15 protein-coding genes and 1 other RNA gene are annotated in these 14,656 nt (G+C 35.7%); 10 read left to right on the top strand and 6 right to left on the bottom strand.

Annotated features, from left to right (window positions below; translation table 11 throughout):
* Nucleotides 1-80: 80 nt before the first annotated feature.
* The 3 genes from LC457_RS09965 to rpsU form a co-directional block, all read right to left on the bottom strand.
* Nucleotides 81-371: an HPF/RaiA family ribosome-associated protein gene (locus LC457_RS09965; RefSeq protein ID WP_047386085.1), complete on the bottom strand. Its 291-nt coding sequence runs from the start codon at nt 369-371 to the stop codon at nt 81-83.
* Entirely contained in the window at nt 368-1,255 is an 888-nt protein-coding gene (locus LC457_RS09960; protein WP_223600106.1) for a tyrosine-type recombinase/integrase, read from the bottom strand. The genes LC457_RS09965 and LC457_RS09960 overlap by 4 nt, the downstream gene beginning before the upstream one ends.
* Before the next feature lie 78 nt (nt 1,256-1,333).
* The gene (gene rpsU, locus LC457_RS09955) at nt 1,334-1,531 is read right to left on the bottom strand and encodes a 30S ribosomal protein S21 (protein WP_047379266.1); all 198 of its coding nucleotides are present in this window, start codon (nt 1,529-1,531) and stop codon (nt 1,334-1,336) included.
* Nucleotides 1,532-1,801: 270 nt separating this feature from the next.
* Between rpsU and ssrA the strand changes: the two genes are divergently transcribed.
* From ssrA to pyk, 6 genes are all read left to right on the top strand, one after another.
* Nucleotides 1,802-2,200: a transfer-messenger RNA gene (ssrA, locus tag LC457_RS09950) on the top strand.
* A gap of 504 nt (nt 2,201-2,704) precedes the next feature.
* Complete coding sequence (locus LC457_RS09945) at nt 2,705-2,944, top strand: acyl carrier protein (protein ID WP_002976354.1); 240 nt, start codon at nt 2,705-2,707, stop codon at nt 2,942-2,944.
* Between the two features lie 34 nt (nt 2,945-2,978).
* Entirely contained in the window at nt 2,979-4,223 is a 1,245-nt protein-coding gene (gene fabF, locus LC457_RS09940; RefSeq protein ID WP_047425151.1) for a beta-ketoacyl-ACP synthase II, read from the top strand.
* A 9-nt stretch (nt 4,224-4,232) separates the two neighbouring features.
* A complete protein-coding gene (gene rnc / locus LC457_RS09935) occupies nt 4,233-4,997 on the top strand; it encodes a ribonuclease III (RefSeq protein ID WP_223599707.1) in 765 nt (254 codons plus the stop codon).
* Complete coding sequence (locus tag LC457_RS09930; RefSeq protein ID WP_223599706.1) at nt 4,975-5,448, top strand: IPExxxVDY family protein; 474 nt, start codon at nt 4,975-4,977, stop codon at nt 5,446-5,448. The genes rnc and LC457_RS09930 overlap by 23 nt, the downstream gene beginning before the upstream one ends.
* Nucleotides 5,441-6,886, top strand: a complete 1,446-nt coding sequence (pyk, locus tag LC457_RS09925) for a pyruvate kinase (protein WP_223599705.1) — start codon at nt 5,441-5,443, stop codon at nt 6,884-6,886. Before LC457_RS09930 ends, pyk begins: the two co-directional genes overlap by 8 nt.
* A gap of 191 nt (nt 6,887-7,077) precedes the next feature.
* Here the strand turns inward: pyk and LC457_RS09920 are convergent, their stop codons facing one another.
* The 3 genes from LC457_RS09920 to hutI all read right to left on the bottom strand — a co-directional run bounded on the left by LC457_RS09920 (nt 7,078) and on the right by hutI (nt 11,008).
* Nucleotides 7,078-8,370 carry an aldehyde dehydrogenase family protein gene (locus LC457_RS09920; RefSeq protein ID WP_223599704.1) on the bottom strand — a complete coding sequence of 431 codons (1,293 nt, stop codon included), beginning with the start codon at nt 8,368-8,370 and terminating at the stop codon, nt 7,078-7,080.
* A gap of 137 nt (nt 8,371-8,507) precedes the next feature.
* Nucleotides 8,508-9,428 carry a formimidoylglutamase gene (gene hutG / locus LC457_RS09915; RefSeq protein ID WP_223599703.1) on the bottom strand — a complete coding sequence of 307 codons (921 nt, stop codon included), beginning with the start codon at nt 9,426-9,428 and terminating at the stop codon, nt 8,508-8,510.
* A 356-nt stretch (nt 9,429-9,784) separates the two neighbouring features.
* Nucleotides 9,785-11,008, bottom strand: coding sequence for an imidazolonepropionase (gene hutI / locus LC457_RS09910; protein WP_223599702.1), 1,224 nt, complete (start codon nt 11,006-11,008; stop codon nt 9,785-9,787).
* A 259-nt stretch (nt 11,009-11,267) separates the two neighbouring features.
* On the opposite strand from hutI, the gene ruvB reads away from it, so the two are divergent.
* The 4 genes from ruvB to coaE are packed head-to-tail and all read left to right on the top strand — an operon-like array spanning nt 11,268 to nt 14,478.
* Entirely contained in the window at nt 11,268-12,290 is a 1,023-nt protein-coding gene (ruvB, locus tag LC457_RS09905; protein WP_110008252.1) for a Holliday junction branch migration DNA helicase RuvB, read from the top strand.
* A 57-nt stretch (nt 12,291-12,347) separates the two neighbouring features.
* Entirely contained in the window at nt 12,348-12,959 is a 612-nt protein-coding gene (locus LC457_RS09900) for an FMN-binding negative transcriptional regulator (RefSeq protein ID WP_223599701.1), read from the top strand.
* Between the two features lie 13 nt (nt 12,960-12,972).
* A complete protein-coding gene (locus tag LC457_RS09895; protein ID WP_223599700.1) occupies nt 12,973-13,839 on the top strand; it encodes an MBL fold metallo-hydrolase in 867 nt (288 codons plus the stop codon).
* 9 nt (nt 13,840-13,848) lie between these two features.
* On the top strand, nt 13,849-14,478 hold the full coding sequence (gene coaE / locus LC457_RS09890; protein WP_223599699.1) for a dephospho-CoA kinase: 630 nt from the start codon (nt 13,849-13,851) through the stop codon (nt 14,476-14,478).
* Nucleotides 14,479-14,656: the final 178 nt, after the last annotated feature.

Below are 14,656 nucleotides of genomic sequence, written 5' to 3'. Positions count from 1 at the left end.
GTTCCTTTTTTGCGAGTGCAAATATAGAACGGATTTTTTGAATTCTCAAATTTTTTATGAACTTTTTTTAACTTTTTTTCCTATGCCATTTCTTTTTTCTTGATTAATAGCTTTTTAGCAGTATCAACGCAAAGGTCCAGACTTTCTTCAAAACTTGCAGATGTCTTTTTTACTACAATATCATCTCCCGGAACCGCTAGAATAAGTTCAGTTGTTTTGTTCACTTTATCAGCGTTATTTTCTACTTTCAAAAATACCTTACACTCCTGAATCTTGTCATAAAAGGTATCTAATTTACTTACTTTTTTGTCAATGTGTGACTCTAGTGGTTCGTGTGGAGTTAAACCAATTGATTGTACTGAAATCTTCATAATTCTTCTTTTTTTGAAGCTCGAGGGTGAGCCTGATTAAACACTTTTTTCAATTGTTCAATATTAGCATTCGTATAGACTTGAGTACTGGCAAGACTGGAATGCCCTAATATTTTTTTCACTTTGGAGATCTCCGCCCCATTATCCAAAACGTGAGTAGCAAAGCTATGCCGAAGGATGTGAGGACTTTTTTTTTCTTTCGTTGTTATAAGACTAAGGTACTTATTAACTACCACATAAACAAATTTTTCGTTGAGTTTTTTCCCCTTCTTATTTACAAAAAAATATGATTTAAATTCTGTCTGTGGATTTCTTATTTCCAGATAACTTTTAAGGAGTCCAGACAATTCATTGGAAACAGGAATTACCCTTTCTTTATTTCCTTTTCCTATTACTTTTAATTCATTTTCATATAAGTTAACATTCTCAAATATCAGGCCACAAAGTTCCGCTTTACGCATGCCTGTCTGATAAAGAACTTCCATGATGCACCTTTCAAGCACATCATGCAGCTGTTCGAAAATTCTATCATTAAGATCTGCCATCTCTTCTTTAGACATAGGAATCTGTTTTTCAGCATAAAACTTCAGGGAAGAAATCCCTTCAGTGGGAGAAACATTGATTTCGCCTATTTTTAAAAGAAAAAGATAAAAACTACGGAGAGAAGATAATTTTCTATTGATACTTCTTTTGGAAATATTGTTTTCGCTGAGTTCAACAATAAAATTTCTGATGATTTTTTTGTCCGCTTTAGCCAGATTGTCGGAAGACTCCGTTCGGAGAAAGAAATGGGAGAAATCTTCAAGGTCTTTTTTGTAGCTTGTAACAGTATGAGGAGAGTACCTTTTTTCGAATTGTAAGTATTCTAAAAACTTTTCCAGCATCATGGGTATAAAAATAAAAATTCACTCCTCAAATATAAGAATTTAAGAAGTGAATTAATATATGATTAAGAAAAAATCTTAAGCCTGCTCTTCTTTGCTAAGCGCTCTTTGTTTGTAAGCAGCTTTCAACCTTGATTGTCTCAAAGTTACAGAAGGCTTGATAAACGCTTGTCTAGATCTCAATTGACGAACTGTACCTGTTTTATCAAATTTTCTCTTGTATTTTTTTAAAGCTCTGTCGATGGATTCACCATCTTTTACTGGAATTATTAACATATTTTACATCTCATTTTGGATTGCAAAACTAGACAATTTTTCTTACATCACAAAATATATTACCATAAAGAATTACTCTTTTATCTGAATATTGCTAATAAACCTAGTGTTATAGGCATTTAACACATACTAATATTTTTATCCACAATGACTAAAAAATCAATCCATAACAGCTTCAAATTATTCATTTTACTAACTACTTTCATTAAAAGACACCCATATTAATGAAATGTAAACAAAAAGCATTATCTTTGCGTTCACTTTATTCATGGGGTTGACTGGTTTCGACAGCAAGACCAATGGGTAAGTAAGCATGCAGAGAACCGTGGCGCGATCTCTATAATCCCTTGCTACAAAATTTTAACTGGCAACGAAGAGTTCGCTCTTGCAGCTTAATATCGAAGTATAGTAGATCAAGCGTTTTCCTGAAGATAGTAAGGAAGCAAGATATCTCACAAATGCTCTGTTCTGCGGCGTTTGATCCTGAGATATAGGAATGCGGGAATAAGATTTTAGAAGCTTCGGCTAAAATTCGAAAACTTTAGAAGATAAGCTGGAAGTTGGGTGTCTATCCTCTGCTTTCAGTCGAAAACCAATGGTAGAATAAGCATGTAGAAAGCTTATGTATTGCTTGTTTGGACGAGGGTTCGAATCCCTCCAACTCCACATAAAAACCGCTTAGTTTATCTGAGCGGTTTTTTATTTTCAAAAACCTTTATATCATTACCATCCCTTCTTCTTTCTAATTTTAGATTTACTTATCATTTTTCAAACCAAGTATAGACCTATACAATATAGATAGTATACTTGAAAGAAAAGAATATTCTAAATTCCTCAAAACCTAGATTTCAAAATCAATTTTCTTTTACTCCTAATTAAAGAAAGATATATTAGTAGAGAAAAAAAGAACAAGTTGATTTCACAAAATTTAAATTCACAAAATGGAATACACAATGGAGATCTAAGAGTCATATATATTAAGTTTTTTTTAGATCTTCAGGATTACTTTCATATTTACACTCAGGCACCAAATATAACCTCCTGAAAACTAAAAGACTAAAGCGAGACAATTTAAAATGAAAGCTTCTAGTCCACAAAAAAGGCTAAAAAAATGTTTTATCGTAAAGAATTTTATATATTTGCACCATCTAACAATTAAAAAAATAATTTACTATGTCAGACATTGCATCAAGAGTAAAAGCTATCATCGCTGATAAGCTTGACGTTGAAGAAACAGAAGTAACTCCTGAAGCTAGCTTCACTAACGATTTAGGAGCTGATTCACTAGATACAGTTGAGTTAATCATGGAATTTGAAAAAGAATTTAACATTCAGATCCCTGATGACCAAGCTGAAAAAATTACTACTGTAGGACACGCTATCGCTTACATCGAAGAAGTAGTAAATAAATAATATTCTTCAACAAAAAAGAAATTAAACAAAGTTTATGGAATTAAAAAGAGTAGTTGTAACAGGATTTGGAGCAATAACGCCAATAGGAAATAATGCAAAAGAATACTGGGAAAATCTTGTGAAAGGTGAGAGCGGTGCCGCTCCGATTACTCTTTTTGATGCCACAAACTTTAAAACAAAGTTCGCTTGCGAAGTCAAAGGTTTCGATCCATTACAGCATTTCGATAAGAAAGAGTCTAAAAAAATGGACCGAAATACCCAACTGGGACTTGTTGCTGCAAAAGAAGCAGTAGCACATTCCAGAATTATTGAAGACAATGTAGACAAAAACAGAGTTGGAGTAATTTGGGGTTCCGGAATCGGAGGTTTAGAGACTTTTGAAACTGAAGTGTTAGGATGGGCCAATACGGAAATTCCGAGATTCAACCCGTTCTTTATCCCAAAAATGATTGCGGATATCACTCCAGGACATATCTCTATTGAGTACGGTTTCCATGGACCAAACTACACAACTGTATCTGCATGTGCATCTTCAGCAAACGCTATAATTGATTCCAAAATGCTGATCCAGTTAGGAAAAGCAGACGTGATTGTGTGTGGAGGCTCTGAAGCAGCCGTTACAGCAAGTGGTGTCGGTGGATTTAATGCAATGATGGCACTTTCTACAAGAAATGATGATCCTAAAACAGCTTCAAGACCTTTCGACAAAGACAGAGATGGATTTGTATTAGGAGAAGGTGCAGGATGTATTATTCTTGAGGAATATGAGCACGCTGTAAAACGTGGTGCTACAATTTATGCAGAATTATTAGGAGGAGGTTTAAGTGCTGATGCACATCACATGACCGCTCCTCATCCTGAAGGCCTTGGTGCTTATCTGGTAATGAAGAGTTGCCTGGAAGATGCAGGTTTAACTGCTGATGAAGTAGATCATATCAATATGCATGGTACTTCTACTCCATTAGGAGACATCGCAGAATCCAATGCAATCTCAAGATTATTAGGCGAGCACGCTTATGACATTCAGATTAATTCTACAAAATCAATGACAGGCCACCTTCTTGGTGCTGCAGGTGTTATTGAAGCTATCGCTGCATTGGGAACTATTATTCATGGTACTGTTCCTCCTACCATCAACCATTTTACTGATGATGAAAATATTGACAGCAGACTAAACTTTACGTTTAATACAGCTGTGAAGAAAGATGTAAAAGTAGCCATGAGCAATACTTTTGGATTTGGCGGGCATAACGCTTGCGTTCTATTTAAGAAAATCTAAATTCAATGAATGGAGTTACAGAAATACTTTTCTAAATTCCTTCTCAAAAAAAGAAAAAGACAATTAACGGAGAGAGAGTATTTTCTCAGTACCGAGCTTAAAAAAGTTTTAGGTACAGAGGTACAGAATATAGCTCTTTACCGCGAAGCTTTTTCTTTAAAAAATTCTTCTAAAAATCAAGACAGCAACTACGAAAGACTTGAATTTTTGGGAGATTCTGTTTTGGGTACAATTATTTCTTGTCATTTGTTCCAGACCTATCCCCAAGCTAACGAGGGCTATCTGACACAGATGAAATCTAAGATTGTTAATAGGAAAAACCTCAATAAATTAGGCGAAGACCTAAAGCTTACCAACCTTTTGCAAAAGCAAAACAGTTCTTCTGCTTTGGGCGAGAATATCTCCGGAAATTTATTCGAAGCTCTAATTGGTGCCGTTTATTTAGATTTCCATTATGATACCTGTAAAAGGATTATTTTGGAAAAATTGCTGACCCCTTCTGAAATCAACAAGCTTGAAAACAAGATTGTAAGCTACAAAGGTCTCCTTCTAGAATGGAGCCAAAAGAAGAAGGTCAATATAAAGTACGAAACCTGCGAAGAAATACAAGCTAATAAATCTGTGGTATTCCGATGTCACGTTTGGCTGGGTGAAGGAAAAATTGCTAATGCAGCGGAAACTTCCAAGAAAAAAGCAGAGGAAAAGGCAGCACAAAGGGCATTTTATATTTTAAATAAAAAAGAAAATATACTTGGAAATTCAAAAACTTTATGATCTTGATGATATAGAATTTGAAGATATTGCCATAGGATTGGTAAGATTAGCAAAAGATATACCTGCTCATGAGTTTTTTTACAAAATAAATCATACCAACAACCTCAGTTTTTCAAGAAAAAAAGATCTTGTCTTTCATGGAGGGTATTATGATTATTTTTTCCCAAGATTTGAGGCCTACCACAAGTTTTCTAAGACCTGTTTTACCTTTATTTCCAATAAATCTTCTGAAAGTAAGCAAAAAAAAGTTCAGACAGAACTCTTTACAGAAGAAGAAAACATTAAATTTTTATTAAATAATCAGGTAGATGTGGAATATATTCTACATAGTTCGGAACAGTTTCCTGATTTTTCCGTAATTTTGCTCCCTGAAAATCTTGTGTTTCCAATTCAAGATTATACACTGAGTTCTGATGAAGAACTTTATCAAATTATCCAGTATTATGAATAAGTATTTAAAGAAGACAAAAATTATCGCAACACTAGGACCTGCTTCATCATCGAAGGAGGTAATGTTAGATTTAATGAGAGCGGGTGTTGATATTTTCAGAATAAATTTTTCCCATGCAGATTACGACTTAGTTCGAAAAAATATTGAAATAATTAGAGAGCTAAACAGCGAGTATGGTTATTCAGTGGGAATCCTGGGAGACCTTCAGGGACCTAAGCTGAGAGTAGGAGTTGTAAAAGAAGGATCTTATCTGAATCCTGGCGATATTCTTACCTTCACCAACGAAAAAATGGAGGGAGATTCCACTAAGGTATACATGACTTATCAACAGTTTCCACAGGATGTAAAAGTAGGGGAAAGAATCCTTATTGATGATGGGAAACTGATGTTGGAGGTTATCGAAACCAATGAAAAGGATACTGTAAAAGCAAAAACTATTCAAGGAGGTCCGTTAAGCTCTAAAAAAGGTGTTAATCTACCTAATACAAATGTTTCTCTTCCAGCTTTAACAGAAAAGGATATTCAGGATGCTAATTTCATGCTTGACATGGAAGTTGACTGGATTGCCTTATCGTTTGTTCGTCATGCTCAGGATATTATTGACTTGAAGGAGCTTATCAAAGCACACCCGAATGGTAAATTCAAGACTCCTATTATTGCGAAGATTGAAAAACCTGAAGGGGTAAAAAATATTGAAGAAATCCTTGTTGAATGTGACGGATTAATGGTTGCCCGTGGAGACCTTGGAGTAGAAGTTCCAATGGAAGAAGTTCCGGCAATCCAGAAAAATCTGGTAGAAAAAGCAAGATTCTATTCTAAGCCGGTAATCATCGCTACCCAAATGATGGAAACGATGATCAACAGCTTAACGCCAACAAGAGCGGAAGTAAATGACGTAGCGAACTCTGTATTGGATGGAGCTGATGCTGTCATGCTTTCGGGAGAAACTTCTGTAGGTAGATATCCGGTACAGGTGGTGGAAAACATGGCTAAAATTGTAAAAAATATCGAAACCACTCATTTCTATCAACACAAAAATGAGCCTATCGAAAAAGATTATAACTGTATTGATGAGAGATTCATTACAAACAGGGTTTGTCTTGCAGCGGTAAGAATCGCTAAAACAACAAACGTTTCTGCTATTGTAACGCTTACTCACTCTGGATACACAGCTTTCCAGCTTGCAGCACACAGACCAAACTCACATATCATCGTCTATAGCGGTAACAGAAGAGTTATTACTATGCTGAACCTTCTTTGGGGTGTTCACGCCTATTATTATGATATGAAGAAATCTACGGATGAAACAATCATTCAGGTAAATATGCTGACACACAACTACGGTTATATTGAAACCGGAGACTTTGTAATCAATATCAATGCAACTCCATCATATGAAGGTGGAAAAACAAATACGCTGAGATTGACGACAGTATAAGCAATAAGCAATAAGCAATAAGCAATAAGCAATAAGCAAAATTACTTTTTGTAAAAGCATAAAAAATTCCCGGAAATTAATTTCCGGGAATTTTTATTTTTATGTGTGGTAATTTGTCATTCTGAACAAAACGGGAGTGAAGTGAAGAATCTGTGAGATTCCTCGGTTCCTCGGAATGACATTTTACTCTTCTAATTACCTACAATCGTCTTTGCAGTTACAAATTCTTTTAAAGCCAGTAAAGACAACTCTGTTCCATATCCTGAAGCTTTTGATCCTCCGAACGGGAAACGCGGATCAGAACTTGTCATTCTGTTGATATTGACTGTTCCGGATTCAAGGCTTTCAATGAAGAATAGCTGACGGTCTTTATTTTTAGTCCATACAGAATTGGAAAGTCCGAAAGGAATATCATTGGCCATTTGTAAGGCTTCCTCATCATTTTTTGCAATCATAATCATACCAAGAGGACCAAAAAGCTCTTCTTTTAAGATCGGATTTCCTTCCTGAACTCTTATTAAACCTGGTTTAAATTCATTATCTGAAATTCTTTCCAGAGGAATGATAATTTCTGCGCCATTTTCCAATGCCCTGTTGAATTGAGCTTCCAGCTCATCAGCCAGGTCAGGTCTTGCCATTCCAGCCAGTTTGGTTTCTTTATCTAAAGGATCTCCAATTTCGTATTTTTTATATTCTTCAATGAATATAGGAAGAAACTCATTTTCGATCTTTTCGTCAATGATAAATCTTTTAGCCGCAGTACAGGTTTGTCCACAGTTTTGAAGCCTTGATTTTACTCCAGCTTTTGCGGCGGCTTCAAGATCCGCATCATCAAAAATGATAAATGCATCACTTCCGCCTAATTCAAGTAAAGATTTTTTGATATTTAACCCTGCTATTGATGCGACCTCACCTCCAGCTTTTCCACTTCCTGTAAGGCTTACACCTCTTACAGCATCATGTTCAAGGATTTCCTTTACTGCTTTATGTCCCACTTCAAGATTCTGGAAAATACCTTCCGGAAAACCTGCCTCTAAAAGAACTTCTTCAATGGCATTTCCGCTTCCGAAACAAATTGAAGCATGTTTCAAAACTATTGTATTTCCGGCTAAAATTGCTGGAGTAGCAAATCTCAATACCTGCCAGAAAGGAAAATTCCATGGCATTACTCCTAAAATCACCCCTTTCGGAGCGTAATGAACTTCGGAATAAGTAAATTCAGATTCTACTTTTTCAGGTTTTAAAATATTATCCGCAGCGGCATAATAATTCATCATTAAAGCACACTTTTCCACTTCAGCTATTGATTCTGAAATGGGCTTATTCATTTCTGTTGTAATTATTTTACCAAATTTCTCTGAATTATTCTTTAAAATTTCTGCTGCTTTTGCAATTAACTTCTGCCTTTCCTCAAACGGCACTTTTCTCCACACTGAAAACGCTTTATCTGCTTTAATAAGCTTGCTTTCAATTAATTGTTCCATAATATAAATCTGTTTTAAATTCAGCTAATGAATTTATGAGCGCTTTTATTTTAAAAGCACGGTGAAATTAGCAAATTCCATTCCTTAAAGGGTCAATAAAATAATGATTTTCTCTATCAGAAGAATATAACTTTATCTTAAATCATTAGCCATTCATTCACAAGACATGCTGCCAGTCTTGCTGTCCGGTCCTGGATATCAAAAGAAGGATTAACTTCTGCAACATCCATTGCAACCAATTTTTTATTTTTTAAGATATGTCTGTAAAAATGCATAAATGTAGGATCCGCAAAGATTCCATTGTACGCTGCAGCCGAAACTCCGGGAGCGATTGATGCATTAAAGACGTCCATACAAATTGTTAGATAGGCATAATCTACAGTATCCAATAGATCATCAATACGCTGATAGATGGATGGAAGGTTTTCAAAAAACAATTCATCTGCCAGGATATATTTCATTCCGTACTGATGAGCGGTATCAAAAAGCTTCAGTGTATTGGAGTTTCTCTGAATTCCAATATGCAGCGAGTTGATAGGACCTTCCTGAGCAATCTGCCAGAATCCGGTACCAGAGCTCGCGCCTACTCCTTTTTCCGGATGTCTGTTATCAAAATGGGCATCAAGATTAATAATCCCTATTTTTTGCTCCGGAAAAGCTGTTTTGACTCCTAAATAATGAGCGTAAGTAACTTCATGGCCTCCACCCAACACAAGGGATTTTCCTCCTTTTAAAAGTACTTTTGAAACATTTTTGGCAAGATTGTTCTGTGTATTTTCCAGATTACCATCGTCACAGGTAATATTCCCAAAATCCAGCATTGAAAAGTCAGGAAGAATTACCGGAAAATTGGACATATTCTTTCTGATCACATCTGGAGCATCTTTAGCTCCCTGACGGCCTTTGTTTCGTCTTACGCCTTCATCTACAGCAAAACCATGCAGAACGAAATCATCCGTTGCGATATTATCGTAATTGCGTTCTTCTTTTACTCTTTGAAATATTCTGTGATGGAGAAGTTCTTCTCCGTCTAATCTGCCTTGCCAAATATTACTCATCATTAATAATTTCAATTTGTATGTTGTTTCCTTAAAGTTCAATCAAATTAAACTATCTTTAATTGTTATCTTCAGTTTTTATTGTTTACTCTTTCTAATCAAAGAAACGTATATACTTTTCATAATTTGAAAAACACAAAATACGATCATGAAAAAGAAATAAAAAGATAAGAGTACTATCAATAGAAAAGCTATAAAAAGAAATCCGGTATAAAATATTTCTAAAAAATGCTTTTCCCCTTCGATCAAGGTTCTATAATTCCAAAGAGCCTGCAAGAAAGTAATCACATTTAAAGATACTATGAATAGTACCAGATAAATTATCAAATTTTTAATAGCTTTCAAAATAGCAAATTTTATATTGAATTCCCATCAATATAAACAAGTTCAGCCTTTAAGCTTCCTTGATTATAGAGCACATTCTGGAAATTATTGGTTTTGAAAGTAACAAAATCTGCTTTTTTCCCTGTTTCCAACTGTCCTCTATCTTCCAGATTAAGGGCGTAAGCTGCGCGGAAAGTCATTCCTGCTAACACCTCAGCAGTTGTCAGTTTCTGGAAAGTAGCTAAGATAGACGCCTGAGTAATTAAATTTCCCATCGGCGCTGATCCTGGATTCCAGTCACTTGCAATGGCAACAATTGCTCCCGCATTTAATAGTTTTCTTGCAGGAGTAAATTTTTCTCCCAGCCCTAAACTTGCTCCTGGAAGAGCTGTTGCTACGGTATCAGACTTAGCCAAAAATTCGATGTCGTCATCAATAGTTGCTTCTAAATGGTCTGCAGATTTAGCCCCCACTTCTACTGCAATCCTTGAGCTTCCTGGTGTAAACTGATCTGCATGAACGGTAATCTCAAAACCTAATTCTTTTGCTCTAAGTAAGAATTCTTTGCTCTCTTCAGGCTGGAATGCAGACTTTTCAATAAAAATATCTACTCTGTTTGCTAATTTCTCTTCTTTTACTTTTGGTAAAATTTCGGTAATGATATAATCAAGATATTCAGGATTGCTTCCTTCAAAATCTCTGGGCTTTAAGTGGGCTGAAAGACAGGTAGGAACCAAAGTAGCTTTAGTTTTATTCTGTGCTTTTTTAATAATTCTAAGCATCTTCAGCTCGTTTTCTACATCAAGACCGTAGCCACTCTTTACTTCAATGGTTGTGATTCCTAAATCAATCAAAAAGTTGATTCTTTCCACTAAAGTTTTCAGCAAGTCTTCTTCTGATGCATTTCTTGTATGCTGCACTGAACTCCAGATTCCACCACCACTTTCTGCGATTTCCAGATAGGTTTTCCCTGCATTACGCATCGCAAAATCATTGGCTCGGTTTCCTCCGAAACAGATATGGGTATGTGAATCTACAAAGGCAGGAAGAACAATCTGTTCTCCTTCGATGCTCTCGATTTCTATGGTAGGATTTTCTGTTTTTAATGTTTCAAAATTTCCAACTTTCTGAATGATATTCTGCTCTACTACAATTCCTCCGTCTACAATAATTTCAAGTTGTTCATCGGAAATTTTTCCTCTTAATGGTAAGTTAGCAAGCGTTACCACCTGCTTAAATGGTCCTATTAATTTCATTAGTTTAAAGTTAATGCTAATGTCCAGATTGAAGCTGATTTATTTATTATCAATACTTGCCTTCTAAACAATCAAAATTTCAATATTTTTTATCAATAATTTTTCCTCTCAAAAATACTTAAAATATCCCAATTATTTAAATCTTAGCGGTTCTCATTTTTAACCTTAGCCTAAACTCAGTGTCAATCTTAACCTTTTCTCAATCTGCCCTTCAACCTTAGTCTAAATTTGCTATCTTTGAGGTAAATGAAATGAATTAATGCCAGATTTTTTACATCCAGATAAGGAAAACTACTCAAACGAGGAGCTGATGCAGGAAGAACAGATCCGCCCCCAGAGCTTTAAAGATTTTGCGGGGCAGAGAAAAACGCTGGAGAACCTTGAAGTTTTTGTTACTGCTGCGAAACGACGTGGCGGAGCACTAGATCATGTTCTATTACATGGTCCGCCGGGACTTGGTAAAACCACTTTAGCCAATATTATTGCCAATGAACTTGGCGTCAACTGTAAGATTACTTCTGGGCCTGTATTAGACAAACCTGGAAGTTTAGCCGGTTTGTTGACCAATCTGGAAGAAAACGATGTTCTTTTCATTGATGAAATTCACCGTCTTTCTCCTGTTGTAGAGGAATATCTGTATTCTGCAATGGAAGATTATAAGATTGACATTATGCTGGAAACAGGTCCTAATGCCAGAAGTGTGCAGATTGGGCTGAATCCTTTTACCTTGGTAGGAGCCACTACAAGAAGTGGAATGCTTACGAAACCTATGCTTGCCCGATTCGGGATTCAAAGCAGACTGGAATATTATTCTATTGAACTTTTGTCAACTATTATTCAGAGAAGTGCAAGAGTTTTAGGAGTTGTTATTTATGAAGATGCAGCGATAGAAATTGCAAGAAGAAGCCGTGGAACACCAAGAATTGCCAATGCATTATTGAGAAGAGTACGTGATTTCGCAGAGATTAAAGGGAATGGTGAAATTGAGATCAAGATTACAAAATATGCCTTGGACTCTCTAAATGTGGATGAATTCGGATTGGATGAAATGGATAATAAGATCATGCGTGTTATGATTGAAAACTTTAAAGGAAAACCGGTTGGTATTTCCGCTTTGGCCACATCTATTGCTGAAAATCCTGAAACACTGGAAGAAGTTTATGAGCCATTTTTGATCCAGGAAGGATTTATTATCAGAACTCCGAGAGGAAGAGAAGTTACTGACAAAGCTTACAAACATTTGAATATTACAAGACCTAAAAATCCGGGAGAGCTGTTCTAAGTTCAAAGTTTTGAGTTTAAAGTTCAAGATTTAAGGTTAATGAGAGTTTATTAGTTTATGTTTATACCCAAATTATACAGAAGCGAAGATTACAATTTGATGAGAGAAATCATCAAAGAAAATTCTTTTGCTTTACTGATTTCTTCTGTTGACAAAATCCGGGCAACTCATGCTATGATGATGCTAAATGAAGATGATCCTGAAAATGCTTATATTGAAACTCATATTTCGAGAGCTAATCCACAGGCGAAAACCTTAAAAAACGGAGATGAAGTACTTTGCGATTTTTTAGGGGCACATACTTACATATCCAGCAGCTGGTACGATCATATTAATGTTTCTACCTGGAATTATGAGGCTGTACAGATCTACGGAAAGATTGAACTGATGAATCATGATGAGCTTTATACTCATTTGGACAAATTGACTTCAAAATATGAAAAATTTCAGCAATGTCCAATGATGGTGAAGGATATGGGAAAAGAATTTGTGGAAAAGGAAATGAAGGGAGCTTTTGGTATTAAAATAATCCCTGACGAAATATTTATCAAACAAAAACTTTCTCAGAACAGAAAACAAGCCGATTATGACAACATTATCAACCATCTTGAGAATTCTGATGATAACGCAAGAAAAATTGCGGAGAAAATGAAAGTAATAAAGAAATAATCAAAATATACATATGAAGTTATATCCAATACAATGTGGAAAATTTAAACTGGACGGCGGTGCTATGTTCGGAGTCGTCCCGAAGAGTCTGTGGGAAAAAACAAACCCGGCAGACGAAAAAAACCTAATCGAACTGGGAACACGTTCCCTGCTTATTGAAGACGGAAAAAAACTAATCCTGGTAGACTGCGGTCTTGGTAACAAACAGGATGATAAGTTTTTCGGACATTATTCTCTTTGGGGAGATGATACTCTTGATAAAAATCTAAAGAAATACGGTTTTATAAAAGAAGATATTACAGATGTATTCCTTACTCACCTTCACTTCGATCACTGTGGTGGTGCTATAGAATGGAATGATGACAGAACCGGATACAGACCAGCTTTCAAAAATGCCCATTTCTGGACTAATGAAAATCACTGGCAATGGGCAACAGAGCCTAATGCAAGAGAGAAAGCAAGTTTCCTGAAGGAAAATATTCTGCCAATACAGGAAAGCGGCCAACTTAATTTTTTACCTCTTCCTACTACCGGAAATTACGGATTTGCTCCAGACCTAAAGATGGATGTCATCTTTGTAGACGGACATACGGAAAAGCAGATGCTTCCTGTAATTCAGTATCAGGAAAAAACAGTTGTTTTTGCGGCAGATCTTATTCCAACAGCGGGACATATCAACCCTGTGTATGTGATGGGATATGATACCAGACCTCTTTTAACAATGGAAGAAAAAGGAAAATTCCTTAAGCAGTGTGTAGACAACGAATATTTATTGTTCTTTGAACATGATGCTCATAATGAGCTGGCAAGTCTTAAAATGACCGATAAAGGGGTAAGACTTGATGAAACGTTTAGCTTTAATGATGTTTTTGGATATTAATTTTAAATCATGGAAGAATTACATTCAGAAACACAACAGGCTGAACCGGAACCAGCACCCAAGATCATAGGTTTAACAGGCGGAATCGGTTCTGGAAAGACTACAGTAGCACACTTTATAGAGGAATTCGGTTTTCCGGTTTACTATTCCGATGACAGAGCAAAGACAATCGTCAATGAGAGTGATGATCTGAAAATAAAGATCAAAGAACTTCTTGGCGAAGAATCTTATGATGAACAAGGATTATATGACAGAAAATTTGTTGCCGGTAAAGTTTTTAACAATAGTGATCTGCTTCAGCAATTGAATGAAATCATACACCCGGCTGTACGAATTGATTTTGAAAATTGGGTAAAGAAGCAAAGCAAATATCTGGTCTTCAAAGAAACTGCATTATTGTTTGAACTAAAACTCAACAGGCAATGTTATAAATCTCTTTTGGTAACCGCTGAGGATAATATCAGAGCTAAAAGAGTAATGGACAGAGATAATAAAACCTACCGTGAGGTAGAGGCTGTCATGGAAAAACAGATGCCTGAAAGGGATAAAATTAAAATGGCAGATTGTATCATCTACAACAATACCAATCTGGAAGAATTAAAAGAACAAACCGAAAAAGTAATCTTTGCTATTGAATAGAAATATTCCAAGATTATTTTCTCGATTAAAAATAAAAAAGCCCTCAGAAAATAGAGTGCCCCCAAAAAGTTAGACACTTTTTAGGGGCATTTTTTATGGGCAAATCAAAGTATAGTTTAGCATTTAAAACAGATTGTGTTGTTAAGGTTTTACAAAGACATCATTCGATTTCCGTAGT

The organism is Chryseobacterium sp. GVT01B, from assembly GCF_019970045.1.
GTDB lineage: Bacteria > Bacteroidota > Bacteroidia > Flavobacteriales > Weeksellaceae > Chryseobacterium.
Note: the sequence above shows the minus strand (reverse complement) of the source record. Positions and strands in the feature narration are given on the sequence as shown.